Genomic DNA, 23,846 nt, shown 5'->3' on the forward strand with positions numbered 1-23,846 from the left:
CCGGCAAACACAAGGAATGAATCGCTCACAAGACATCCGTAAGAAAAGGCCGGGAGGATGGCCGTATACCATGGGCGGTGCGGCGGCCGGCAGCGGGCCGCCCTGCACCGGATGTCTGGGGTCCGCGGTGCTCCGCCTACCGGAGAACCTCGGGTGGCAGGACCAGGATCATACCGGGCCGTAGTGCCGGGGATGTCAGGCCGTTGGCCTCCATCACGGCCGCCACCAGATCCCGGGGATCCCGGTCGCTGCGCCCATACCGCTCCACAATGGCCCAGATGCGATCGCCCCGCCGGACGACCACCTGGTTCCCCTGCAATAAGGCAGCCTCCCCAGCGCCATCGCCATTTGCGGTCGACGCTTGCGGTGACCTCCCGGCCCGTGCCGCCGGATCCGCGCCCCCTGGATGACGGGCCACCTTTTGAACCGGCGGCTTGGCCGCACCCTCGTCCGAAGCCACCGCCCGTGCCGGCCAGAGCCCGCCGCCCCAGGCTACGCCCAGGATCACCCCTGTCACAAGAACCAGCGCGGCCACGGTCCGCCCAGGCCGGCCCCATCGGTACCGGCGGCGCCTGAAAGCGCCCGCCGCCGGCCGGCCGCTTCGGCCCCTACCGTCGCCAAAAGGTCTAGCACCCCGGCACTGAACCCGTACTGCCACGGTGATCCCCCCGGCACCGAAACATATGTTCGGGTCCCATCATACCATGGAACATCCGTTCGGTGTCAAGGGGCAAAAATCTGGCGACGGTGCGTCCCATCATGCAGGAATTCCCACGCGGGGTCCGAACAACTGTTTGTGGAACCTGCTTTCGATCCGTACAATGGGTGCAGGGCGGGTGCAGGGCGGTCCGCCGGCGCCCGAAGCCGGCAGCGCCGGCGTCACGGCGCCAAGGTGGTGGAAAAGGCCGATCCACCGGGTTAGGAACCGGGGCGGCCTAAGCAGCGGGAAAAGGGCCCGCGGCGGTGGGAGGTGCCGACTTGGAAGAGCTGACCCGCAGGCAGCGGCAGATTCTCGATTACATCAAGGCGTCGATCCGCGAGCGAGGCTATCCCCCTTCGGTACGGGAAATCGGGGAAGCGGTGGGCCTGAAGAGCACATCCACCGTCCACACATATCTGGCGAGGCTGGAGCGAAAGGGCTACATCCGCCGCGATCCCACCAAGCCGCGGGCCATCGAGGTCCTGGAGGAATCCGGCCTGCGGACGCGGACGGTGCCGGTCCCCCTGGTGGGGCAGGTGACCGCGGGCCAGCCGATCCTGGCGGTCGAGAACATCGAGGACGTCCTCCCCCTCCCGACGGAGCTGGTGCCCGAGGGGGAGGTGTTCGCCCTGCGCATCCGCGGCGACAGCATGATCGGGGCGGGCATCCTGGACGGTGACTACGTCATCGTCCGCCGGCAGGAAACGGCCGACAACGGGGACATCGTGGTCGCCCTGATCGACGATGAAGCGACGGTGAAGCGGTTCTACCGGGAGCGCGACGGCATCCGGTTGCAGCCGGAGAATCCGGCCATGGAACCCATCCGCGTGCGGACGGCCCGTATCCTCGGGAAGGTGGTGGCCCTTCTGCGCCGGATGATTTGAGACCGGGGTGATCAAGGCCGATTCAAGGCCAGGAATGCCCCGGACCGCGGCACCTGACCCGCGGCGCGGCCTCATGCGAGGACCCGTATCCAGAAGTAGACCGCCATGGCGAGGCCGATGAGCAGCTCAAGTGCCAGGCCGGCCACCAGTCCCACCGCTGTCGTCCAGCCGGTGGACAACGCCTGTTGCCATGTCCGGCCGCTGGCCAGTTCACCCACCACGGCCCCGGCCAGCGGCCCCAGCAAGATGCCCAGGGGGCCCAGGATGAAGGTGCCGGCCAGTCCACCTGCAATGGCACCCCAGAAGGCGGCCCGGCTGGCGCCGCGGCGCCGGGCCGCTGCCGGCCCCAGGCCGTATTCCAGGGCCATGCCGGTCACGGTGGCCGCCAACATGACCAGCAGGGCCGTGCCGGAGATTTCCCGAAAGCCCGTGGCGACCGCGTAACCGGCGATGGACAGGAAGACCAGCGGGATCCCCGGGAGAGCGGGGAGGACGGTTCCCACCAGGCCAGCGGCAATGCCGATGGACGCCAGCAGGGCGAGCCACCACGGGCCTCCTCCAGCCTCAGCCGCAATTCCCGGCAGGACCGGCATGATCCCTGATCCCTCCCGTCTGCGGCGCCGTTCCGCCCGTTGCAGCGGCCGGCCCGGCCCGCCACGCCCGGTTCAAGGCCGGCTCCCGTCCAGCCTCCTTGCACCATCTTCCGCGGCGTCCTCGATTGCCGCGTCCTCGATACGTGCCGCGTCCTCGATGCGGCACCCGGCCCGCCGGAGCCGCCCGATCTCGGCCTGCGGCAGGAGGGCCACCAGGCTCCAGCCCGCCGGGACCGGTTCTTCCGCCAGGACGGGGCCCCCGGCATGAATCCGGGACCGCAGGTCGCTCCGGTGGTAGGGCACCTCCACCCGCACCCGGAGGCGATCCCGACCCAGCAGTTCCGCCACCGCAACCGCCAGCCGGTCCAGTCCCTGGCCCGTCAGCGCGGAAACCCGCACGGCCCGGCCGCCAATACCAGCAGGGGCCGCATTTTCGCCGCTCAAGGGGGCCGCCGGCAGGGGATGCGCCGTCGGGATGGCCTCGGGCGGCCTGCCTTCTCCCCTGGGGTCCCTGCTCCCGTCTCCGGATTCCCTTCCCCAGGCCTCGCCGCCGCCGGCCTCCCCGCCCTTGCACTCCGCATCGTGTCCTCGGGTCTCCTCGCCGCCGGCCGCCTCTCCCCTCGCCCCCTCTCCCCCGGCCTCCCCCCGGTCGATCTTGTTCAGCACCAGCAGGCGGGGCTGGACGGCGCCCAGGTCATCGAGGATCTCCTCCACCGTGTCCACATCCACGGGCCACCGCGGCTGGGAAACGTCGACCACGTGGAGCAGCAGGTCCGCTTCCAGGACCTCTTCGAGGGTGGCGCGGAAGGCGGCGATCAGGTGGGGCGGCAGGTCGTGGATGAACCCCACGGTGTCGGCCACCAGAACGGGCCCCAGACCGGGCCACTCGACCCGCCGCACCGCGGGGTCCAGGGTGTCGAACAGCCGGTCGCGGCCCGCCACCACGGCACCGGCCGGGACGGCCCCGAACCGCCGGACCAGCGCGGCGTGCAGGGTGGTCTTGCCGGCGTTGGTGTAGCCCACCAGCGCCACCACGGGCAGCCCCGCCCGGCGCCGCCCCTTGCGCTGGGTCTGGCGCTGGCGGCGGACTTCGGCGAGCAGCCGGCGCAGGCCCGCGATCCGGAGGCGGATGCGGCGGCGGTCGACCTCCAGGCGGGTCTCGCCAGGGCCCCGGGTGCCGATCCCGCCGCCCAGGCGGGAGAGGGCTTCGCCCATGCCGGCCAGGCGGGGCAGCAGGTACTGCAGCTGGGCCAGTTCGACCTGCAGCTGGCCCTCCCTGGTCCGGGCCCGGGACGCGAAGATGTCGAGGATCAGCTGGGTGCGGTCGATCACCTTGCCGCCGATGGCCCGCTCCAGGTTCCGCTGCTGGGCCGGGGTCAGGTCCCGATCGAAGATCACCACGTCGGCTTCGAGCCGCCGGCGGGCCTCCGCCACCTCCTGGACCTTGCCCGGCCCGATCAGGGTGGCGGGCTCCGGCCGGTCCCGCCGCTGGCGGATCTCCCCCACCACCTCCGCCCCCGCGGAGCGGGCCAGTTCCCTCAGCTCGGCCAGCCGCTCCTCGGGCGAGAGGCGCCCGCCCCGCTCCCAGCTGACGCCCACCAGCAGCGCCCTTTCCGGCCGCCGGCGGGGACTTCCGCCGGCGCTGTCGCCCGTCAAGCCGGTTCCTCCTTCCTCCCGCCTGCCCCCCGGCCCTCCCCGCCGCATCTACCCGAATTCTATCAGACACCCCCGCGACGTCCGCGGCGTCACTGGGGGCGGAGGGACCTCGCCTGGACCCCCGCCTCCTATCCCCCGGCGCCGGACGAACACGGCGCCCCGGCGCCCCGAATACACTGGAACGATGCCGGGCCGGAGGTGGTTTCATGGAACGCGTCGTCGTCACCCGCCCGCCCGCGGGCGGCCGGGTGCCGTCCCCGCAACCGCCCCAGCCGTCCTCCCCCGACGAGGTGCTGCGCTGGATCGAGGACGGCCGCATCGCCCCGCCCCAGGCGGTGGTCTACCTGCACCGGCTGGAGCGGGAACCGGCACCGGACACCACGGAGGACCAGCGGCAGCGAGAGCGGGAAATCGAAGCGGCCCTGGCCGAGCTGGACGCGCTGATCGGCCTGCACCACGTCAAGCGGGTGGTCCGGGAGATCCGGGCCTACGTCACCGTGCGGGAGCGCCGGGCCCGGGCCGGCCTGATCAACGAGCCCCTGACCCTGCATATGGTCTTTACCGGCAACCCGGGCACCGGCAAGACCACCGTGGCCCGCATCCTGGCCCGGCTCTTCCGGGCCCTGGGCGTGCTGGAAAAGGGCCACCTGGTGGAGGTCGAGCGGGCCGACCTGGTGGGCGAGTACATCGGCCACACGGCCCAGAAAACGCGCCAGGTCATCCACCAGGCCCTGGGCGGGGTGCTGTTCATCGATGAGGCGTACTCCCTGGCTCGGGGCGGCGAGAAGGACTTCGGCAAGGAAGCCATCGACACCCTGGTCAAGCAGATGGAAGACCACCGGCAGCGGCTGGTGGTCATCCTGGCGGGGTACCGGCAGGAGATGGCCTGGTTCCTCCAGGTGAACCCGGGCCTGCGCTCCCGGTTCCCCATCCACCTGACCTTTCCCGACTATACCGTGGACGAACTGGTGGCCATCGCCCACCAGCTGGCCGGACAGCGGCAATACCGGCTGGATCCCGGCGCCGAGCAGAGGCTGCGGGAGATCCTCCTGTCCCTGCCTCCCGGCTATGGCGAGCGGTCCGGCAACGCCCGCACGGTCCGCAACCTGATCGAGCGGGCCATCCGCCGGCAGGCCGTCCGCTTGCTGGACCGGCCCGGGGCCGGCCGGGAGGAGCTCATGCGCCTCACCGCGGCCGATTTCGACCCGGCCCCCGGCCCCGGGGAGGGGTGGCCGTGAAGACGGCGCTGATCATTGGGCAGGCCAACGCGGGCAAGACCCTGTTCCTGCTCAACTTCGCGCGCTACCTGGGGATCGAACGGGCGGAGATGACCGTCCAGGCGGCCGAGGGCGGCACCTTCACCCGGCCCTGCCACCTGGAACGGGACCGCCCGCTGCTGGTGGGGGACGAGCCCCACACCACCCGCTGCCTGCAGTCGCTGACGGTGTCCGTGCCGGGCCGCAAGCGGGCCCGGGTGGTGGTGCTCACCGACTCCACCGGCCTTCTGGACGGCATCGACGAGGACCGCCAGGTCCGGCTGGCGGTGGCCCAGACCCTGCGGGCCCTCCGGCTGGCCGATGCCGTGCTGCACGTGATCGATGCCGACCGGGTGGGGCGGCAGGGCCGGAGCGCCATCGCCGAGGTCGAGGTCCAGATCGCCCGCTACCTGCCCCTGCGGGCACCCTACGCCGTCCTGGCCAACAAGATGGACCTGCCCGCCGCGCCCGGCGGGCTGGCCACCATCCGGCGGGTCTTCAGCGGCCGGCCGGTGCTGCCGGTCTCGGCCCTGCAGCGGACCGGTTTCCGGGAGGTGCGGCGCTTTGTGGCCCGCTACGTCTGATCTCCTTCCCCTGCTGGCCCGCTGGCGGGAGGGGCTGGCGGCCGGATGGCTGCCGCCCGCCGGTCCTGCCGAGGGGCTGCGGGTCCTGGCGGTGCTGCTGGTGGGCGTGGCGGTGAAGCTGATGGACGACGTCCTGGACCGGGAGGAGGATGCCTGGACGGGCCGGCCCAACGCCGCCGTCCGGCTGGGACCCGCCGCCACCGCCTATGCCCTGGCTGCCCTGGCTGCCGCTGCCGCCCTCTCCCTGCGGGACGCGCTGCTTCTCTTTTGGGCCAGCTACGCCTGGGGGATGGCCCACGGCAGCGGCACCCGGCTGCCCCTGGGGCTGCGCGCCTGGCAGGAGACGGCGCTCACGGTGGCCCTTTCGGTGGCCGCCGCGGGCCTGCCGGACACCCTGGCCGCCCTGGCCCTCGTGGGCTCGGTACAACTGGTGGACGACTGGATCGACCTGCGGCGGGAGCAAGCCCGGACCTCAGGGGACGACCCGCTTGGGCCGGTGCCCGGGGCCGGGCCCGCCCGCAACTGGGCGGCGCGGCTCGGCCCGCAAGAGGCGCTGCTGACCGGGCTCGGGCTGGCTCTGGCGGCCGCAGCCTGGGACCCCCTGCGGGCGGTGGCCGCCTGGGCCGCAGCCGCCGGGGCCGGGCTGGCCGGTCGCGGGCCGCTGGTCCCGGGGAGGCGGGGCCGGACGCACCCGGCGCGGGATCCCCAGGCCGGCAACGGCGCCGTGGCCTCCGGGGCACCCCCACAACGCGGTGGATCCCCGGCCGGCCCTCCGGCCGGCGGGGAGGGTGTGCCGTGAGCCCGGGGGCGTCCGTGCCGGCGCTGGCCGCAACGGGGGTGGCGGCGGTGCTGGCCGGGGCCGCCCTGCTCGTCCTGGCGCTGGCCGCCGGGTATGCCGCCGGCCGGCGGCGGGGCCGCCGGGAAGGATACCGGCTGGGTTGCGCCGAGGCGCCCCTGGCCCTGCGGGCCGAGGCCCTGGTGCGGGGCAGCTGTCCCGTCTGCGACCACCGCGCCCGCCGCGACCCCCGCAACCCGGCCCCGCCCGGCCTCAACGGCCCGGGGTAGGCGCCGGTCCCGGATCGTCCCTGGCCGGTGCCGCCGGAGCCCCCACCTTCCCGGACGGCATCCCCGCCTCCGCCTCCGCCGCGATGAAGCGGGCCACCTGGGGCAGGGTCCACTCCCGGCGGTCGAACCACCGGACCTCCGGCAGCTGGTGGCGGAACCAGGTCCACTGCCGCTTGGCATAGTGCCGCGTGTTGCGAATGAGCCGCCGCCGGGCCTCGGCCAGGTCGTACTCGCCCCGCAGGTATCCCGCGATCTCCTTGTAGCCCAGGGCCTGCAGCGCCGGCAGCCGGGGGTCGTACCCCGCCTCCAGCAGCCGCCGCACCTCCTCCACCAGGCCCCGGGCCAGCTGGCGGTCGACCCGCCGGGCGATGGCGCGGTAGACGTCATCCCGCGGTGCCGTCAGGCCGTAGCAGCGGGCATCAAAGGCGAGGGGCCCCGAGCGCGGCGGCGCGAACTGGCTGGGCGGCCGGCCGGTCTGGTACCAGATCTCCAGGGCCCGGACCAGCCGCTTGCGATCGCGGGGGTGGATGACCGCGGCCCGCTGGGGGTCGACGGCGGCCAGCCGCCGGTGGAGGGCCTCCGGGCCCAGCTTCTCGTACTCTTCTTCCAGCCGCCGCCGCAGGTCCGGGTCGGGAGGAACGGGCTCGAAGTCAAAGCCCCGCAGCAGGGCGGTGACGTAGTAGCCCGTCCCTCCCACCAGCACCGGGTACCGCCCCCGCCGGCAGATGGCCTGGATGGCCGCCGTGGCGTCCCGCCGGAAATCGGCCACGCTGTACGGCTCATCGGGGTCACGGATGTCGATCAGGTGGTGGGGGATGCGGCGCCGGACGGCAGGATCGACCTTGTCGGTGCCGATGTCCAGGCCCCGGTAGACCTGGGTGGAATCGGCGGAAACCACTTCGACGGGCAAGAGATCGGCCAGCAGCAGGGAGAGTTCGGTCTTGCCCACCGCCGTGGGTCCCACGATCACGATGAGCACGCCGCCTCACCCCCCGCCCCGCCGGCCGAACCGGCGCTCCAGCTCGTCGACCCCCACGCGGATCACCGTGGGCCGGCCGTGGGGACAGGCATAGGGTTGCCGGCAGCGCGCCAGGTCGGCCAGGAGCTGGGCCATCTCCTGGGGGTGAAGCCGGTCCCCCGCCTTGATGGCCGCCTTGCAGGCCGCCAGGATCCGGGCCGCCCGGTCGGTGTCCAGGACCGGCGCCTCCTCCCCCCCGCCGCGGACCGCCTCGGCCAGCAGCCGGGCCAGGAGGTCGGCCAGCAGGGACGGCGCCGGCCGGTCGGCCAGGGCGGCCGGCACCGCCCGCACGGCGACGGAGCGGGGCCCGAAGGGCTCGATCTGAAAGCCCATGCGGGCCACGGCGGCCGCCTGCTCGAGCAGCAGCGCGTATTCCGATGCCGGCAGGTCCAGCACCACGGGGACGGCCAGCAGCTGGGCGGGCACGCCGGCCTGGCCGGCTCCCTGGGCCAGGAACCGCTCGAAGTAGATCCGCTCGTGGGCGGCATGCTGGTCGACCAGGTACAGGCCGTCGGGTCCCGCACAGGCCAGGTAGGTCCCCGCCACCTGGCCGAGGGGCTCCAGGCGCAGCAGCAGATCCCGGGCGTCCTGTGTGGGGCCCGCGGGCCCCACGCCCGGCTGCCGCGCTCCGTCGGGCACCTCCTCCTCCCGGGCAAGGGGCCCGGTCCCGGCCGCCGGGCTGCCCGTTCCACCGGCGGGGTCGTCCCTCCGGGCGCCCGGACTCCCCCACCCCTCGCCGGGCGGCTGCGGCGCGGGCTCGAACGTCTCCCCGGGAGTACCGGCCTGTCCCGCTCGTGGCCCGCGCGCCGCCCTGGTCCCGTGGGGTTCTTCCCCCCGGCGGAAGACCTCCAGCCAGGCGGCCGTGGCCCCCTCATAGGCTGCCGCCGCTTCCGCCGCGGCCTCCGCCGTCCCTCCCGCCGCCCCTCCGGACGCCACTTCGGGAGCTCGACCGCTCCCCGGCCGCACCGCCCACGACGCCCCCCGCACCCACCGGGGCGACCCCGGGCGCCAGGGGCCTTCCCCATTGCCCCAGGGCCCCTTGGGGGGCGTGAACCGCTCGCCGGGGTCTCCAGGAGAGGGTGCATAGAAGGGGCCCGGCGCCGCAGGACGCAGCAGGTCCCGCTCGGCCAGGGCGCTCTCCACCGCCCGGTAGAGCAGGGACGCCACCGCCCGTTCCCGCACCAGGCGCACCTCCAGCTTGGCGGGGTGGACGTTGACGTCGACCTCCTCCCCCGGCACCGTCAGCGCCAGCACGGCCACGGGGTAGCGGCGGGCGGGCAGCAGGTGGCGGTAGGCGTTCTCCAGGCTGAAGCGCAGGCTCGGCACCTGGACGGGCCGGCGGTTGATGCTGAAGAACTGCCAGGCCCGGCTGGCCCGGGCGATGCGCGGGGCCCCCACGTAACCCTCGATCCGGCAGGCGTCGCCGGCGGCCGTCACCGGGATCAGGCCGGCGGCCACGTCGGGCCCGAAGCACTCCAGCACCGCCACCGCCGGGTCGCCGCTGCCGGAGGTGCGCAGCACCTCCCGGCCGTTGTGCCAGAGCTCGAAGCGCACGTCGGGCCGGGCCAGGGCGTGGGCGGTGACCACGTCGGCGATGCGGCCGAACTCGGCCACGGGCCCCTTGAGGTGCTTGCGCCGGGCCGGCGTGTTGAAGAACAGGTCCCGCACGGTGACCCGGGTGCCGGGCGGGCTGGCCCAGGGCCCGGCGCTGCGCTGGGCGCCGCCTTCGACCACCACGCGGAAGCCGCCCTCCGCCGCCGGCGGCCGGGTGACCAGCTCCAGGCGGGCCACCGAGGCCATGGCCGCCAGGGCCTCGCCCCGGAAGCCCAGGGTACCGGCGCGGGCCAGATCGTCCAGGCGGCTGATCTTGCTGGTGGCGTGGCGCTCCACGGCCAGCAGGGCATCGTCGGGGTCCATGCCGCAGCCGTCGTCGGACACGGTGATGGAGCGCAGGCCGCCCTCCGCCACGTCGACGCGGATGCGGCGGGCGCCGGCATCCAGGCTGTTCTCCACCAGCTCCTTGACCACCGAGGCGGGCCGTTCCACCACCTCGCCGGCGGCGATCTGGTTGATCACCTGGGGATCCAGGCGCCGGATCCTGCCCATGGGCCTCCTCCTATTCGCCGCCCTCCGCGAGCCGCTTCAGCCGCCGCTGCCAGGCGTAGAGCAGGTTCATGGCATCCAGCGGCGTCAGGCGGACCAGATCCAGCCGGGCCAGCTGCTCGAGCCAGGCCCTCGCCAGGCGCTCCCCTGCGGGCGGGGCGGCGGAGGCCGCCGTCCCCCCGGCGGCCGGCGCCCCGTCCCCCGCGCCGGGGGCGGTGGCGGGCGGGGCGGCAGGTGCGGGGACCGCACCGGGGGCCCCGGGCCCCGTCCCCAAGACCCCGGCCGGGCCGGGAGGCTCCCCCGTACCGGGCTCCCGGGCAGCGGCAGCCTGGGACCAGCCCGGCAGCGCCCCGGCGGTACCCGGCGCCCCTGCCGGCGAGCCCGGCCCGAGGCCCGCGGTCCCCGCCGCCTCGCCGCCGGCCCGCCCGGTGGTGGCCCTCCCGCCGGTCTCCCCCGCTGCGGCGCCCGGTTGCGGCGCGCCGGGCGGGCTGCCGCCGCCGGAGCCGGGGACCCCAGCCGGCGGCGCCGCTCCGGCGGCGCCGGTGCCGGGTTCGTACCGGGACGGCGGAGCCCCCACGGGCTGCGCCATCAGGTCGGCCAGGGAGATCTGCCGCGGCCCGGCCCGCCGGTCCAGTTCCGCCAGGATGGCCTTGGCCCGCTCCACGATCTCCACCGGCAACCCCGCCAGCCGGGCTACATTGATGCCGTAGCTGCGATCGGCGCCGCCGGGCGCGATGCGCCAGAGGAAGCGGATGCCGTCCCCTTCCTCCACCACCCGGGCGTGGTAGTTGCGGATCCCGGGGCGCGTGGCCGCCAGGCCCGTCAGCTCGTGGTAGTGGGTCGACACCAGGGTGCGGGCCCCGATGCGGTCGTGGATGTACTCGATCACCGCCCGGGCGATGGCGATGCCGTCGAAAGTGCTGGTGCCGCGGCCGATCTCGTCCAGCAGGATCAGGCTGCGGGGGGTGGCGTGGTGCACGGCCAGGGCCGTCTCCGCCACCTCCACCATGAAGGTGGACTGGCCCGAGGCCAGGTCGTCGCTGGCCCCTACCCGGCAGAAGATCCGGTCAACCAGGCCGATCTCCGCCTCGGCGGCCGGCACGAAGCTGCCCATCTGGGCCATGATGACGATGAGGGCCACCTGGCGCATGAAGGTGCTCTTGCCGGCCATGTTGGGGCCGGTGATCAGCATGACCCGTTCCTCTTCGCCGTCCAGGTCGATGTCGTTGGGGACGAACCGGCCCTCCAGCGTCCGGTCCAGCACGGGGTGCCGCCCTGCCTTGATGCGCAGCCGGCGGTCGGCGGCCAGCTTGGGGCGCACGTACCCGTACCGGGCCGCGGCCTCGGCCAGGGCGGCCAGCACGTCCAGCTCGGCCAGGGCGTCGGCGGTGGCCTGCAGCTGGGGGATGGCTGCGGCCACCTCCTGCCGCAGTTCGAGGAACAGCTGGTGCTCCAGGGCCGCCAGGCGTTCCTCCGCCCCCAGGATCCGGCTCTCCATCGCCTTGAGCTCCGGGGTGACGAAACGCTCGGCCCCTGCCAGCGTCTGCCGCCGCTCGTAGTCGGGAGGCACCAGGTGGCGGTTGGCCCGGGTCACCTCGATGAAGTACCCGAAGACCTTGTTGAAGCCCACCTTCAGGGATTTGATGCCCGTGCGCTCCCGCTCCCGGGCCTCCAGGGCCGCGATCCAGTGGCGGCCCTGGGCCATGGCCTGGCGCAGGGCATCCACTTCGGGGTGGAACCCGTCCCGGATCAGCCCGCCCTCGGTGATGCCGGTGGGCGGATCGTCCACCAGCGCCCCTCGCAACCGGGCGGCCAGGCGCGCCAGTTGGGGATCCAGGGCCTGGCGGACGGCCTCCAGCCGGCCCAGGGGGCCGGCCCCGGCGGCTCCCTCCAGCTGCGCTGCCAGCTCCGGCAGCCGCTCCAGGGCGCGGGCGATGCCCAGCAGGTCGCGGGCGTTGGCCTGCTGGTAGCCCACCCGGCCCAAAAGACGCGGCAGGTCCTGCATGCCGGCCAGTTGCTGCCGCAGCCCGGCCCGCAGGAAGGGGTCGCGCACCAGGGCCTCCACCGCATCGAGCCGGGCGGAGATGGCCGCAGGGTCCACCAGGGGACGCTCGATCCACTGGCGCAAGAGTCGCCGGCCCATCGCCGTTTCCGTCAGGTCCAGCACGTCCAGCAGGGTGCCCTGGCGGGAGCCGTCCCGCAGCCGGCGCACCAGCTCCAGGTTCCGGCGGCTGTTGGCGTCGATGGCCAGCCACTGTCCCAGGGCATCGGTCCGCAGCCGGCGCAGGTGCTCCAGGTCCACCTTCTGCGTGGCCCGGAGGTAGGCCAGGAGCCCGCCGCCCGCGCTCAAGGCGGCGGCCCCGGTCTCCGCCCGGGCCTGGTCGACCGCCGGCCGGCCGAACTGGGCCGCCAGGGCGGCGGCGGCTTCCCGGAGGCGCCAGGGACCGGCCTCGGTGCGGGTGAGCGTGCAGCCTCGCTCCCGCAGGGTCTGCTCCAGCCCGGCGGCGCCAGGTCCCTCCAGCCCCGGTCCCAGCAGGCACTCGGCCGCCTGCAGCCGGGCCAGCTCGTCCAGGGCCAGGCGCAGGGGGTCGTCCCCGGCCAGCTGGGCGATGGTGAACTCGCCCGTGGACACGTCGGCGTAGGCGAGCCCCAGAACCCGCGGTGCCCCCGCGGCGCTGCCGGTCTCAAGGCCGCTGCCTGCCGGCTGCGGAGCCGGGACCCGGCCATTACCCGCGGGCCGGGTGGCCGGATCCGGGTCGAGGGCCAGGGCGGCCACGTACCGGCTCTCGTCCCGTCCCGCCGCCGACCAGAGGGTGCCGGGGGTGACGACCCGCACCACCTCCCGGCGCACCAGCCCCCGGGCCAGCCGCGGATCCTCCACCTGCTCGCAGATGGCGACCCGGTAGCCCGCTTCCACCAGGCGCGGCAGGTACTGGTCGACGGCGTGGTAGGGCACGCCGCACATGGGCACCCGCTCGCCCTTGGCCGTCTCCCGGGAGGTCAGGGTGATGTCCAGGATCCTGGCGGCCAGGCGGGCGTCGTCGCCGAACATCTCGTAGAAGTCGCCCAGGCGGAAGAACAGGATGCAGTCCGGGTAGCGCTCCTTCCACTCCCGGTACTGACGCATCATCGGGGTTTCCCGGCCCGACCTGCCCTGCTGAGGCTCGTCAGCCTGCGCCATGATTGCAGCCTGCCACCCCCGCCGCAGCGCTTCCCCTCCCGCCCAGCGGCGCCCCTTGCCTGCCCGGGATCGGCCCGGAGCCCGCCGCGGTCCGCGCACCGTTCCCGGAGCCGGAACCGGCTGTTACCACAGCTCCCCGGACGGCCGCACTGCCCGCCGCGCCCCGACCGGGTCAGGCCCCCCGGGCCGCAGCGCTGTAGGGCGAGAACTGCCCGTGCCGCCCGATTTCGGGCGCGTCGTCCGGAAGGAGTTCCAGCAGCCGCCCCTCCAGGGTGAAGGTCTGGGCCCGGGTGATCTCCACCCGGGCGAAGCGGCCGGCCCAGGCGGCGTCGCCCGGCACCAGCACCAGCTTGTTCGTGCGGGTGCGGGCACTGAGGACCTGCGGGTTCTTCTTGCTGGGCCCGTCGATGAGGACCACGGCCCTCTGGCCCACCAGGCGCTTGTTCTTCCGCAGGTTGATCTCGTACTGCACCTCCATCAGCCGCTCCAGCCGCTCCTGCTTGACCTCCCGCGGCAGCTGGGGCCAGCGGGCGGCCGGCGTCCCCTCCCGGGGCGAGTAGATGAAGGTGAAGGCGTTGTCGTACTCCACCTGCCGCACCAGGTCCAGGGTCTGGCGAAAGTCTTCCTCGGTCTCCTTGGGGAACCCGACGATGATGTCCGTGGTGATGCAGGCGTCGGGCACCGCCTCCCGGATCTTCTCGATCAGGCGCAGGTAGTGCTCCCGGGTGTAGCGCCGGTTCATCCAGCGCAGCACCTGGTTCGAACCGGACTGCACCGGCAGGTGGAAGTGCTCCGTCACCTTGTCGGACTCCGCGATGGTCCGGATCAGCTTGTCGCTGAAGTCCCGGGGGTGGGAGGTGGTGTACCGGATCCAGCGGATTCCCGGAACCTGGTCCAGCCGGGCCAGCAGGTCCGCGAAATCGAACCCGATGCCCAAGTCCTTGCCGTAGGAGTTGACGTTCTGGCCCAGCAGGGTGACCTCCTTGTATCCCTCGGCGGCCAGGTACTCCACCTCGGCGATGACGTCTTCCGGGCGGCGGCTGCGCTCGCGCCCGCGGGTGGTGGGCACGATGCAGAAGGTGCAGAACTTGTCGCAACCATAGATGATGTTGACCCACGCCTTGACGCCCCCGGCCCGCCGCGAGGGCAGGTGTTCGACCACGCCCTCCGCCGCCTGCCAGACGTCGACCACCATCCCCTCTTCCCGCCGCACCCGCTCGATCAGCTGGGGCAGCTGGTGGACGTTGTGGGTGCCGAACACCAGGTCCACGTGGGGATAGTACCGCTGGATGCGGCGAATGGTGGCCTCCTCCTGGGCCATGCAGCCGCACAGGCCCAGGATCAGGTCCGGGTTCTTCTGCTTGAGCACCTTCAGGTAGCCGATGGTGCCGAAGACCTTCTCCTCCGCCGTCTCCCGCACGGCGCAGGTGTTGAGCAGGATCAGGTCCGCGTCGTCCAGGAGGCCGGCCGGGACCATGCCCATCTCTTCCAGCTGGCCGGCCAGGATCTCGCTGTCGCGCTCGTTCATCTGGCAGCCCCAGGTCAGGATCTTGTACGCAGGGTGGGGCTTGCCGAAGATCGACTCGGCCAGGGTGCGGCCGTCGGCCAGGCGCCAGACGTTCTGCTCGTCCCGGTAGGCGCCGTAGCGGGTGGCCCACTGGGCCTGCAGCACCCGGTAGTCCTGGGTGCCTGCCGCCCCCGGCCGCGGGATCAGGGGCAGGGTCTCCATGGCTCGTTTCCTCCTTTGTACCTTCGTTCATTATGGGCGCTGCGGGCACCCGTGGGCAATGCAGCGGCTGGTACGGCATGCAGGCCGTTGCAGGGCCGTCGCAGGCGCTGCAGGCCGTGGCAGGCCTGCCCGCCGTTGCGGACCGAACCCTGGCCAGGGAAGCTCCGGTGCTGCCGTGGCCCTCGGCCGGCGCCGGTTGCCCGGCCGGCTTGGCTGGGCGATCCAGGGGCATTCTAGGCGATGGACGATCCGGGATGGAGGTGGTTGGGGTGGAAACCGGCACAATGCCCGAAGGGGGGCTTTCCCCGGCCGCCCACGCCGGCGGGACGCCTCCGGCGGCCGGAACGGAGCCTGGCGCTGCGGTGGCGGCCGGCGACACCGCCGCCTGGCAGGCGGCCCTGCCCGCCCTGACCCGGCGGCCGCCTTACGCGTGCCCGCGCTGCACCGGCAACCGGGCCTCCTTCACCCTGCTGTGGCCGCTGACCTGGTCCGTGCGGAAGAACGCCCACACGGGGCAGGTGGAGGAGTGGCGGGCAGGACCGGCGCTGGCCACCGCGGCCGGCGGGGAGCCGGACCTGACGGTGCGGTGCGAACTTTGCGGCTTCGCGGGTCCGGAGTCCATGTTCACCGCGGCGGCCCGCCGCTTGCCGCCGCCTTTCCAGGCAGGACCCGCCGCCGGCGGATGAAGGCCAGCAGCCGCTGCCGTTGCCGCTCCAGCTCGTCCACCCGGCGGCGCAGCCGGCTGACCTCCGCCTCGTAACGGGCCTGCTGGGTCGCCAGCAGCTCGAGCAGCACCCGGCGGCTGCGGCGCAGGGTCACGACCCGCCGCTCCAGCAAGAGGATCCGGACCTGCCAGTCCCCGGCACCGGCCGGCCCCGCCGGCGCACCCGCCTGCCCGGCGCCCGCCGGGACCGGTTCTTGCGGGGCGGGTACCGGAACCCGTTCCGCCGGCCGGGATGCCGGGGGCGGGTCCCCGGCAGCGGGCCACTGGCCCCCTCCGCCGGGCCGGGACGCCGGTGGCGCGCTCCGCGGCCCGCCCGGGGGCTTGGACCATCGGGCCTCACGCTTCACGGGCCTTACCTCCCAGGGGGAGGATTATGCGGGGGGCGGCGGGTCCATGCATTGGGCGTCCTGGACCCGGCGTGGAGGGTTGCCCTGGCCCCGGCCCCGGGCCTGCCTCGGCCGCCGGCCGGGAGGGCGCCCGGGAGCGCGCTCCCGGTGCCGGAAAGGTGGGTCGAGAAGGTGCGGCCGGACCCGCCGGACACCTCCAGGATCTCTAGAACGTATGCTCGGGATCGGCCGCCCGGGCGGCCAGCCGCTCCACCCACTCCCGCGGAACCCGCACCCGCCCCATCAGAGCAGGCTGTCCCGGCTGGGGCCCGTGGCAGTCGGACCCTCCGGTGGGAACCAGGTCCAGCTCGCGCGCCCGCGCCAGGAAGTCCGCGGCCTGCCCGGGACTGTGCTTGGAATGATAGACCTCGACGCCTGCGAGGCCCATCCGCTTCCAGGCCGGCCACAGCCCCTGCAGGCGGCTGGGCAGGAGGCCCGGATGGGCCAGGACGGGCACGCCCCCCGCGGCCCGGATGGCCGCGATGGCCTCTTCCGGCGCCAGGGGCGCGCGGGGCACGTAGCCCGGCTTGCCCGGCGTCAGGTACCGCTCAAAGGCCTCGGCCACCGTGGCCACCACCCCGGCCTCCACCAGGGCCCGGGCCACGTGGGGGCGCCCGATGGCGCCCCCTTGGGCCATGGCCCGGATCCGCTCCTCATCCAGGACGATCCCGGCCTCCGCCAGGCGCTGCAACATGCGGGCCAGCCGCTGCTCCCGCGAGGCCCTCCGGCGCGCCAAAAGCTGCACCAGGGGCTCGGCGGCCTCGTCGACCCAGTACCCCAGGATGTGCACGCCCACCCGGCGGCTCCCCAGGTCGACGTCGGTGCTGAGTTCGACCCCCGGCACCAGAACCACCCCGGCCTCCCGCGCCGCTTCCCGGGCCGCCGGCAGGCCGGCCAGGGTGTCGTGGTCCGTGATGCCGACGAACTCGAGCTCCGCCTCCCGGGCCATGCGGATGCGCTCCCGGGGAGTGACGGTGCCGTCGGAGGCGGTGGTGTGGGTGTGCAGGTCGGCCCCACCCCGCTCCGGCGTCATGCCCGTCCCCCCGCCGCCAGGTTGCGGGCCAGTTCCACCAGGGTGCGGACGCCGTAGCCCGTGGCCCCCTTGCCGTGATCGCCCTCGACCCGGTCGGACCAGGCCACCCCGGCGATGTCCAGGTGCGCCCAGGGCGTGTCGCCGGCAAAGGTCTGGAGGAACAGGGCCGCGGTGATGGACCCGGCGGGCCGGCCGCCGGTGTTGCGCAGGTCGGCATACTCGCTGCGCAGCCGCTCGCGATACGACGCGACCAGAGGCAGCCGCCACAGGGGCTCGCCGGCGGCGCCCGCGGCCCGCAGCACCCGCGCTGCCCAGGCATCGTCGTTGGCAAACAGCCCCGCCACGTGGTGCCCCAGGGCGATGACCATGGCACCGGTCAGGGTCGCCAGGTCGATCAGCCGGCGGGCGCCCCGCTCGCGGGCGTAGGCCAGGGCATCGGCCAGGATCAGGCGCCCCTCCGCGTCGGTGTTGTTCACCTCCACGGTGGTGCCGTCGTAGGTGGTGATCACGTCACCGGGCTTGAAGGCGCGGCCGCCGGGCATGTTCTCCACCGCGGCCACCACGCCCAGCAGCCGGGCGGGCAGGGCCAGCCGGGCCACGGCCTCCAGCGCCCCGATGACGGCCGCCGCGCCCATCATGTCGAACTTCATGTCCTCCATGCCGTCCCGGGGCTTGAGGGAGATGCCGCCCGTGTCGAAGGTGACGCCCTTGCCGACGAAAGCGGCGTCGGGCGGTTCCGACCCATCCCGCCCCGGCCCCACGTAGTCGATGGCGATGAGCCGCGGCGGCTGGGCGCTGCCCTGGCCCACGGCCAGGATCGCCCCGAAGCCGCGCCGCCGCAGCTCCTCCTCGTCCAGGACGGCCACCTGCACGCCGGGCAAATCCTCCAGGCGCGCGGCCGCCTGGGCGAGGCCGGCCGGCGTCAGGTCGTTGGCCGGCCGGTTGCCCAGCTGGCGAGCGGTGATGACGGCTTCGGCGAGGATGCGCCCTTCCTGCAGGCCGCGCTCCAGCGCCTGCTGCTGCGCTCCGGTGCGGTCGACCAGCCAGATCTGCTCGACGCCGGGCCCGTCGCCTTCGTCGGCGGCGCGGCCGCGCCGTCCCAGGGGCCGGCCGCCGCGGCGCCCCGTGGGGTCGACGGCCGCCCCCAGAAGGCCCAGGGCGTGGCTCGTTTCGGGAGCCGTCTCCGGGCCTGCCCCGGCCGGGGCGCCGGACCCCGCCTGGCGGGCGGCGGATCCGGCCCAGGACCCGGCGGCCCCTTCCCCGCTGTCCCCATGGGCCAGGGCGCCGCCCATACCGGCCGCGCCCCTGCCGCCACCCGCTGCCTCGCCGCCTGCTCCGGACTGCCCTCCGGGCCCCTCGGGCCGGTAGCGGTACAGGCCCAGGAGGGCACCCTCCACCGTGGCCAGGGCAGCCAGCTGCGGGTCCAGACCGCCGATGCCGGCGCCGTGGGCGATGGTGGCCACCGAGCGGCAGCCGTGCTTCTTCGCTGCCCGCAGCGCGGCGGCGGAGGCCGTCCGGACTGCCACGCGGCCGAACTCCTCCCGCGGGCCCAGGCCCGCCACCACCACCCAGCGGGCCGGGAGCCGGCCCAGGGTGGGCAGCACCAGCACCTCCCCCAGCCGGCCGCGCAGGGCTCCGGCGGCGATGGCTTCCTGAATCGCGCCGTGGAGCGCCTGATCCACCGCCCCCGTGGCGCCGCCCGGCACCGTGACCCCTTCAAACAGGTTGACCACCACGGCGTCGGCGGCCACCTCCGTCACCGGCGCCACGCGAAAGGCGACCTCCGGCGTGCGCATGCCATTCCCTCCCAACATGCCATCCCCTCCCCGGGTCAAGATTCCCCTCAGCGGGCTCCGCCGGCCGGGTCCTCCGGCACCGGGTAGGCCGGCTCACCCGCCGACCACACCTGGCGGAAGACCCGGAGGAAATTCTCACCCAGGATCCAGCGCAGGTGTTCTTCCTTCCAGTTGCGTCGCAGCAGCGCCTCGACCAGCCGTGGCAGGCGGGTGACGTCTTCCAGCCCCTGGGGCGTCTCGCTGATGCCGTCGAAATCGGAACCCAGGCCGATATGGGCGGGGCCCACCAGGGCGGCGATATGTTCGATATGTCGAACCACGTCGTCGATGGTGGCGGGGCCCTCGGACCGGAGGAACCGGGCGAAGAAGTTCATCCCCATCACACCCCCCCGGGCGGCCAGGGCGCGGATCTGGTCGTCGGTCAGGTTGCGCGGGTGGGGGCAAAGGGCCCGGCAGTTGGAGTGGGAGGCCACCACGGGCTGGCTTGATACGGCCAGGACGTCGTAGAAGCCGGCATCGGAGAGGTGGCTCACGTCCACCACCATGCCCAGGCGGTTCATCTCCCGCACCACCTGCTCCCCCAGCTGGGAAAGGCCGCCCCCGCTGCGGGCGTCACCGGCTCCGTCGGCCAGGTCGTTGCGCTCGTTCCAGGTCAGGCCGATCAAGCGAACCCCCAGGCGCTGGAGCAGGCGCAGGATGCCCAGCCGGCCCTGCAGGGCCTCGCCCCCCTCGATGCCGATGACGGCAGCCACCTTCCCCGCCGCCAGGGCGCGATCCAGCTCGGCGACGGTGGTCACCACGGTGATCCGGTCGGGGTGGCGGGCCACCTCCCTGAGGAACACGTCGTAAAGCTCCATGAAGCGGACCAGGGCGGCATGGGGCTTGTAAACGGGTTCGATATAGTGGGCGAAGACCTGCACGCCGACGCCGGCCTCTTCCAGGCGGGGCAGGTCCACATGGCCCTGGTGGGAACGCTCGCCCAGCCGCCGGCGACCGGCGGCCAGATCCAGGACGGTGTCGACATGGGCATCCACGATGGGGCCGTAGGGCGTATAGGGCATGGCTTTCGCCTCCTGATGGGTGGGTCGCACCGCAGGCAAGCGGCGGGCCTCGCCCCGGCCGGCGGGGCCGGCTGGGGGCGAGCCAGGGTAGCCGGGCGGCAGGGGCGGCAGGGGCCGGCTCCAGCGGGAGGCCTCCCTTCCGCCACCATGCCGGTGTGCCGGGCAAGCGTCGGACCGGGGCCGGCCCCATCCTGCCGGACGGGCCTCCCCGGCACCGCGGCGGCGGTGGTCGCAGCCCCTGACGGGGCGGCGGCCCCAGCGTGGCCGCGCTCCGGGGAACGGTCCGGCCGGAGGCGGACCGGGGGCGGCCCGCGCCCTCAGCCGGAATCCTCCAGCCGGATGCGCTCGATGGCCACAGCCCGGCCGGTGTCGCGGTCCACGTCCACGATGACGCCGCACAGCATGCGCGGGCCGGGCGCCACCTCCAGGGTCACGTGGAGCTGGGTGCGCAGCCGCTGGATCACCAGGTCGGGCCGGAAGCCGATGACGGAATCCCGAGGTCCCGTCATCCCCACGTCGGTGATGGCGGCCGTGCCCCCTGGCAGCACCCGCTCGTCGGCCGTGGCCGTGTGGGTGTGGGTGCCCAGCACCGCCGAGACCCGCCCGTCCAGGTACCAGGCCATGGCCTGCTTCTCCGACGTGGCGTCGCCGTGGAAGTCCACCAGGATGGCCGTGGCCTGGCCGGCCAGCTCGGCCAGGGCCTGATCGGCCGCGGCGAAGGGGTCGTCCAGAAGGCTGTCCGCGAAGACCCGGCCCATGAGGCACACCACCGCCACCGGGCAGCCGCTGCGCCCCTCCACCACGGCCAGCCCCCGGCCCGGCGGGCGACCGGGCCAGTTCAGGGGGCGCAGCACCCGCGGGTGGCGGTCCAGGTAGGGCAGGATCTCCTTGCGATCGGCCCAGTGGTTGCCGAGGGTGATGACGTCGGCCCCCGCGGCGAAGATCTCCTCGGCGGTGTCCGGGGTCAGGCCCCACCCGCCGGCGGCATTCTCGCCGTTAACCACCGTCAGCTCGATGGCATGCTGTTCGATCAGGGTCTCCAGGTGGTCCCGCAGCATGCGCCGCCCCGCCCGGCCCACCACATCGCCGATGAACAGTAGCCGCACGCCCGTGCCCCCTATCCTGGCTCTGGGTTGAAAAGCCGCGGCGCGCCGAAACGGCGGGCCCCGCCCGCCGTTTCGGCGCGCCCTGTCACACCCCGGCTGCCTGCGCGGCCCAATGGGCGGCCCCCGGCCGCCCATTGGGCCGCCTTGCCTCAACGCGCGTACTCCGTCACCCTCGTCTCCCGGATCAGCGTCACCTTGATCTGGCCCGGGTACTGCAGCTCCTGCTCGATCCGCTTGGCGATCTGCCGCGCCAGCAGATAGGCCTCGGCGTCATCCACCTTGTCCGGGTGGACCATGATCCGGACCTCCCGCCCGGCCTGGATGGCGTAGGCCTTGGCCACGCCCTCGAAGCTGCTGGCGATCTCCTCCAGCTGCCGCAACCGCCGGATGTAAGCCTCCAGGGTCTCCCGCCGGGCACCCGGCCGGGCCGCCGACAGGGCGTCGGCCGCCGTCACGATCACCGCCTCGATGGTCCTGGGCTCGAAGTCGCCGTGATGGCAGGACATGGCATGGATGACCTCTTCGGACTCATGATACTTCTGCAGGATCTCCATGCCAATGGTCAGGTGGGTGCCCTCCATCTCGTGGTCCAGGGCCTTGCCGATGTCGTGCAGCAAGCCGGCGCGCCGGGCCACGTTGACGTCGGCCCCCAGTTCGTACGCCATGAGGCCGCACAGGTGGGCCACTTCGATGGAGTGCTGCAGGATGTTCTGGCCGTAGCTGGTGCGGAAGGCCAGCCGGCCGAGGAGCTTGACCAGCTCGGGGTGCAGGTTGTGCACGCCCACCTCGTAACAGGCGCGCTCGCCTTCCTCCTGGATGCGCTGGTCCATCTCCTGGACGGCCTTGGCGTACATCTCCTCGATCTTGGCGGGGTGGATGCGGCCGTCGGCGATGAGCTTCTCCAGGGTCATCCGTGCGATCTCCCGCCGGATGGGGTCGAAGCAGGAGATCACCACCGCTTCCGGCGTGTCGTCGATGATCAGGTCGACGCCGGTAAGCGCCTCAAAGTGGCGGATGTTGCGGCCCTCCCGGCCGATGATCCGCCCCTTCATCTCATCTCCCGGCAGCTCCACCACCGAGACGGTCAGCTCCGGCACGTACTCCGCCGCCAGGCGCTGGACGGCGGTGGCGATGATCTCCCGGGCCCGCCGGTCGGCTTCCGCCCGGGCTTCTTCCTCCATCTCGCGGATCATCACGGCCAGGTCATGGCGCATTTCCTGCTGGACCTGAGCCAGCAGGTACTCCCGCGCCTCCTCCCGGCTCAGCCCGGCGATGCGCTCCAGCTCCGTCATCTGGCGCAGGCGGAGCTCTTCCACCAGCTCCTCCGCCCGGTCCAGGTCCCGCTCCCGGGCCCGCATGAGCTCTTCCCGCTCGTCCAGCTGCCGGGCCCGGCGGTCCAGCGCCTCCTCCCTCTGGAGGAGGCGGCGCTCCAGCTGCTGCAGTTCCTGGCGCCGCTCCCGGGTTTCGCGCTCGAAGTCGGTCCGCAGCCTGTGAACCTCTTCCTTCGCCTCCAGCAGGGCCTCGCGCTTGCGCGCCTCGCCTTCCTTACGCCCTTCCTCCACCAGCTGTCGGGCCAGAGCCTCGGCAGACCCGATCCGGCTTTCGGCCACCAGCTTCCGGATCACGTAGCCCGCCGCCCCGGCGATGACGACGGTGACGAGCACGATCAGGACGACGATGGCTGTCGACACCATCCCTTTCACTCCCTCGGGCCACGACCAGCAGTCCCCCGGTCCCCGCCGGCGCTGGGGTCCCTGTAACAAAAAAGCCGAGTTCGGGGACCCGGCTCGGCGCGCTGACCACTCCGACGCACGCCCCGAACCCCGTGGGGGCCGGGACGGGGACCGGCAATCCGTTCCTTGTTACGCCCAGGTTTCGGACATATTTCATGATTATCGCCGATTTTCGTCAAAAGGCGGATGCGTGGTCGCGTTTTCGAGTCATCCCGATAATTCATTCTAGGGGCTGCGGGAAAGCCATGTCAAGGGAACCGCGGCCAGGCCTCCCTGCCGCTCCCTGACCGGGCGGGTGCCGCCGGCCGTCCCCTCCGCAGCCGGCGGCCGGGGGCCGGGCGGGCTCGCTGCCGGAGCCGATAAAGCTGCAGGAGCCGATAAAAAAGACCCGCAGCGGCAAGGCCGCGCGGATCGCCCCCCATCCAGCGCTGCACCGGTGACCTCCGGCCACCTGCCACCGGGCCCGCCTCCCGGCCGCCGCTCCCGGGCACCCGCGTCAGGGTTCGGCGCGGGCCTGGGCGGTGCCCCGGGCCTACATGGACCGGTGGGAGCCGGTCCCCCCGCCCGCCCCGTCCTGAAGGTCACCGACGAGCTCGCGCACCACCTTCTCCGCCACATGGGCATGGAATCCCCGGCCCAGAAGGTACCGGTACAGCCGCCCCGCAGCCCGCCGGCGCGGGTCGCTGCCGGGCCGGTCCCCGGGATGCAGGCGGGCCTCCGCACCCTGGCTGCGGGCCGGGCTCCCCTTCAGTTGCGCCCAGCGCTGGCGGGCCAGCTGGCGCGCCTGCTCCAGCTCGGCCCCTTCCGGCCATCCTTCGGCCAGGACCTGGTCGGCCAGGGGCGGCGCGATCCCGCGGCGCAGCAGTTCGGCCCGCAGGCGGAGGGGTCCGATATGCCGAACCCGCGCCCCTTCCACCTGGTCCCGGGCCAGCCGCCGGTCATCGATGTAGCCCCAACCCTGCAGGCGATCCAGGACGGCCGCCACCACCGGCTCCGGGAAGCCCCGGTCCTGCAGCCGCCGGGCGATCTCCCTGGCCGTACGCGCCCGGAAGCCCAACCAGCGCAGGGCCAGGGCGAGGGCCTGGTCCAGGCCCAGTTCCTCGCTTCCGCCATCGCCGGCGCCCCCCGCCGGCCGGTTCCACCTGGCGCCCCCGCCCGCTCGAGCCCTCCCGGCCGGCTCCTCTCCAGCCTCCCCCGCGCCCCCGGATCCCGGTCTCGCACCGGCCAATGCGGTCCCT

Annotated in this window: 20 protein-coding genes; 6 read left to right on the plus strand and 14 right to left on the minus strand. The window is 73.7% G+C overall.

Annotation, left to right across the window (positions count from 1 at the left end):
• Positions 1-136: 136 nt before the first annotated feature.
• Positions 137-319, minus strand: coding sequence for a LysM peptidoglycan-binding domain-containing protein (locus tag ACZ5T9_RS08480; RefSeq protein ID WP_464832618.1), 183 nt, complete (start codon positions 317-319; stop codon positions 137-139).
• A gap of 659 nt (positions 320-978) precedes the next feature.
• On the opposite strand from ACZ5T9_RS08480, the gene lexA reads away from it, so the two are divergent.
• Positions 979-1,584, plus strand: a complete 606-nt coding sequence (gene lexA / locus ACZ5T9_RS08485) for a transcriptional repressor LexA (RefSeq protein WP_006904868.1) — start codon at positions 979-981, stop codon at positions 1,582-1,584.
• Positions 1,585-1,655: 71 nt separating this feature from the next.
• On the opposite strand, the gene ACZ5T9_RS08490 is transcribed toward lexA, so the two are convergent.
• Together ACZ5T9_RS08490 and hflX are read right to left on the minus strand one after the other, a co-directional pair.
• Positions 1,656-2,177 (minus strand): DUF456 domain-containing protein, encoded by a 522-nt coding sequence (locus ACZ5T9_RS08490; RefSeq protein WP_464832619.1) that lies wholly within the window; start codon positions 2,175-2,177, stop codon positions 1,656-1,658.
• A gap of 72 nt (positions 2,178-2,249) precedes the next feature.
• Positions 2,250-3,833, minus strand: coding sequence for a GTPase HflX (hflX, locus tag ACZ5T9_RS08495; protein ID WP_464832620.1), 1,584 nt, complete (start codon positions 3,831-3,833; stop codon positions 2,250-2,252).
• A 206-nt stretch (positions 3,834-4,039) separates the two neighbouring features.
• Between hflX and ACZ5T9_RS08500 the strand changes: the two genes are divergently transcribed.
• From ACZ5T9_RS08500 to ACZ5T9_RS08515, 4 genes are read left to right on the plus strand one after another with little or no spacing between them, the layout of a single operon-like run.
• Positions 4,040-5,071 (plus strand): AAA family ATPase, encoded by a 1,032-nt coding sequence (locus ACZ5T9_RS08500; protein WP_464832622.1) that lies wholly within the window; start codon positions 4,040-4,042, stop codon positions 5,069-5,071.
• Positions 5,068-5,673 (plus strand): GTPase domain-containing protein, encoded by a 606-nt coding sequence (locus tag ACZ5T9_RS08505; RefSeq protein WP_006904872.1) that lies wholly within the window; start codon positions 5,068-5,070, stop codon positions 5,671-5,673. Before ACZ5T9_RS08500 ends, ACZ5T9_RS08505 begins: the two co-directional genes overlap by 4 nt.
• On the plus strand, positions 5,654-6,472 hold the full coding sequence (locus ACZ5T9_RS08510; RefSeq protein ID WP_464832623.1) for a hypothetical protein: 819 nt from the start codon (positions 5,654-5,656) through the stop codon (positions 6,470-6,472). The genes ACZ5T9_RS08505 and ACZ5T9_RS08510 overlap by 20 nt, the downstream gene beginning before the upstream one ends.
• Positions 6,469-6,738, plus strand: a complete 270-nt coding sequence (locus ACZ5T9_RS08515) for a hypothetical protein (RefSeq protein ID WP_464832624.1) — start codon at positions 6,469-6,471, stop codon at positions 6,736-6,738. Before ACZ5T9_RS08510 ends, ACZ5T9_RS08515 begins: the two co-directional genes overlap by 4 nt.
• On the opposite strand, the gene miaA is transcribed toward ACZ5T9_RS08515, so the two are convergent.
• The 4 genes from miaA to miaB form a co-directional block, all read right to left on the minus strand.
• Positions 6,722-7,717 (minus strand): tRNA (adenosine(37)-N6)-dimethylallyltransferase MiaA, encoded by a 996-nt coding sequence (gene miaA, locus ACZ5T9_RS08520; RefSeq protein ID WP_464832625.1) that lies wholly within the window; start codon positions 7,715-7,717, stop codon positions 6,722-6,724. The genes ACZ5T9_RS08515 and miaA overlap by 17 nt on opposite strands.
• Before the next feature lie 6 nt (positions 7,718-7,723).
• Complete coding sequence (mutL, locus tag ACZ5T9_RS08525; RefSeq protein WP_464832627.1) at positions 7,724-9,862, minus strand: DNA mismatch repair endonuclease MutL; 2,139 nt, start codon at positions 9,860-9,862, stop codon at positions 7,724-7,726.
• 10 nt (positions 9,863-9,872) lie between these two features.
• Positions 9,873-12,986, minus strand: a complete 3,114-nt coding sequence (gene mutS, locus ACZ5T9_RS08530) for a DNA mismatch repair protein MutS (RefSeq protein WP_464832628.1) — start codon at positions 12,984-12,986, stop codon at positions 9,873-9,875.
• Positions 12,987-13,212: 226 nt separating this feature from the next.
• On the minus strand, positions 13,213-14,769 hold the full coding sequence (miaB, locus tag ACZ5T9_RS08535; protein WP_464832629.1) for a tRNA (N6-isopentenyl adenosine(37)-C2)-methylthiotransferase MiaB: 1,557 nt from the start codon (positions 14,767-14,769) through the stop codon (positions 13,213-13,215).
• A 254-nt stretch (positions 14,770-15,023) separates the two neighbouring features.
• Here miaB and ACZ5T9_RS08540 point away from each other — a divergent pair, with 254 nt between their 5' ends.
• Complete coding sequence (locus ACZ5T9_RS08540) at positions 15,024-15,455, plus strand: acyl transferase (RefSeq protein ID WP_464832630.1); 432 nt, start codon at positions 15,024-15,026, stop codon at positions 15,453-15,455.
• Here ACZ5T9_RS08540 and ACZ5T9_RS08545 read toward each other — a convergent pair.
• The 7 genes from ACZ5T9_RS08545 to ACZ5T9_RS08575 form a co-directional block, all read right to left on the minus strand.
• Positions 15,394-15,840, minus strand: a complete 447-nt coding sequence (locus tag ACZ5T9_RS08545) for a hypothetical protein (protein ID WP_006904880.1) — start codon at positions 15,838-15,840, stop codon at positions 15,394-15,396. The genes ACZ5T9_RS08540 and ACZ5T9_RS08545 overlap by 62 nt on opposite strands.
• Positions 15,841-16,045: 205 nt before the next feature.
• Positions 16,046-16,912 carry a PHP domain-containing protein gene (locus ACZ5T9_RS08550; RefSeq protein ID WP_464832632.1) on the minus strand — a complete coding sequence of 289 codons (867 nt, stop codon included), beginning with the start codon at positions 16,910-16,912 and terminating at the stop codon, positions 16,046-16,048.
• On the minus strand, positions 16,909-18,708 hold the full coding sequence (locus tag ACZ5T9_RS08555) for a leucyl aminopeptidase family protein (RefSeq protein WP_464832633.1): 1,800 nt from the start codon (positions 18,706-18,708) through the stop codon (positions 16,909-16,911). The genes ACZ5T9_RS08550 and ACZ5T9_RS08555 overlap by 4 nt, the downstream gene beginning before the upstream one ends.
• Before the next feature lie 47 nt (positions 18,709-18,755).
• Complete coding sequence (locus ACZ5T9_RS08560; protein ID WP_006904883.1) at positions 18,756-19,769, minus strand: dipeptidase; 1,014 nt, start codon at positions 19,767-19,769, stop codon at positions 18,756-18,758.
• Between the two features lie 317 nt (positions 19,770-20,086).
• Positions 20,087-20,875 carry a TIGR00282 family metallophosphoesterase gene (locus tag ACZ5T9_RS08565; RefSeq protein ID WP_464832634.1) on the minus strand — a complete coding sequence of 263 codons (789 nt, stop codon included), beginning with the start codon at positions 20,873-20,875 and terminating at the stop codon, positions 20,087-20,089.
• Positions 20,876-21,024: 149 nt separating this feature from the next.
• The gene (gene rny, locus ACZ5T9_RS08570) at positions 21,025-22,569 is read right to left on the minus strand and encodes a ribonuclease Y (RefSeq protein WP_116901476.1); all 1,545 of its coding nucleotides are present in this window, start codon (positions 22,567-22,569) and stop codon (positions 21,025-21,027) included.
• Positions 22,570-23,140: 571 nt separating this feature from the next.
• The gene (locus ACZ5T9_RS08575) at positions 23,141-23,836 is read right to left on the minus strand and encodes a regulatory protein RecX (RefSeq protein WP_464832637.1); all 696 of its coding nucleotides are present in this window, start codon (positions 23,834-23,836) and stop codon (positions 23,141-23,143) included.
• Positions 23,837-23,846 lie beyond the last annotated feature (10 nt).

The sequence above is a fragment of the Thermaerobacter nagasakiensis genome (assembly GCF_055396825.1).

Coding starts and splice junctions, on each gene's coding strand:
- ACZ5T9_RS08490 (WP_464832619.1), bottom strand. CDS start 2,177: ATGCCGGTCCTGCCGGGAATTGCGGCTGAGGCTGGAGGAGGCCCGTGG.
- ACZ5T9_RS08500 (WP_464832622.1), top strand. CDS start 4,040: ATGGAACGCGTCGTCGTCACCCGCCCGCCCGCGGGCGGCCGGGTGCCG.
- mutL (WP_464832627.1), bottom strand. CDS start 9,862: ATGGGCAGGATCCGGCGCCTGGATCCCCAGGTGATCAACCAGATCGCC.
- mutS (WP_464832628.1), bottom strand. CDS start 12,986: ATGCGTCAGTACCGGGAGTGGAAGGAGCGCTACCCGGACTGCATCCTG.
- miaB (WP_464832629.1), bottom strand. CDS start 14,769: ATGGAGACCCTGCCCCTGATCCCGCGGCCGGGGGCGGCAGGCACCCAG.
- ACZ5T9_RS08540 (WP_464832630.1), top strand. CDS start 15,024: ATGGAGGTGGTTGGGGTGGAAACCGGCACAATGCCCGAAGGGGGGCTT.
- ACZ5T9_RS08550 (WP_464832632.1), bottom strand. CDS start 16,912: ATGACGCCGGAGCGGGGTGGGGCCGACCTGCACACCCACACCACCGCC.
- ACZ5T9_RS08555 (WP_464832633.1), bottom strand. CDS start 18,708: ATGCGCACGCCGGAGGTCGCCTTTCGCGTGGCGCCGGTGACGGAGGTG.
- ACZ5T9_RS08560 (WP_006904883.1), bottom strand. CDS start 19,769: ATGCCCTATACGCCCTACGGCCCCATCGTGGATGCCCATGTCGACACC.
- rny (WP_116901476.1), bottom strand. CDS start 22,569: ATGGTGTCGACAGCCATCGTCGTCCTGATCGTGCTCGTCACCGTCGTC.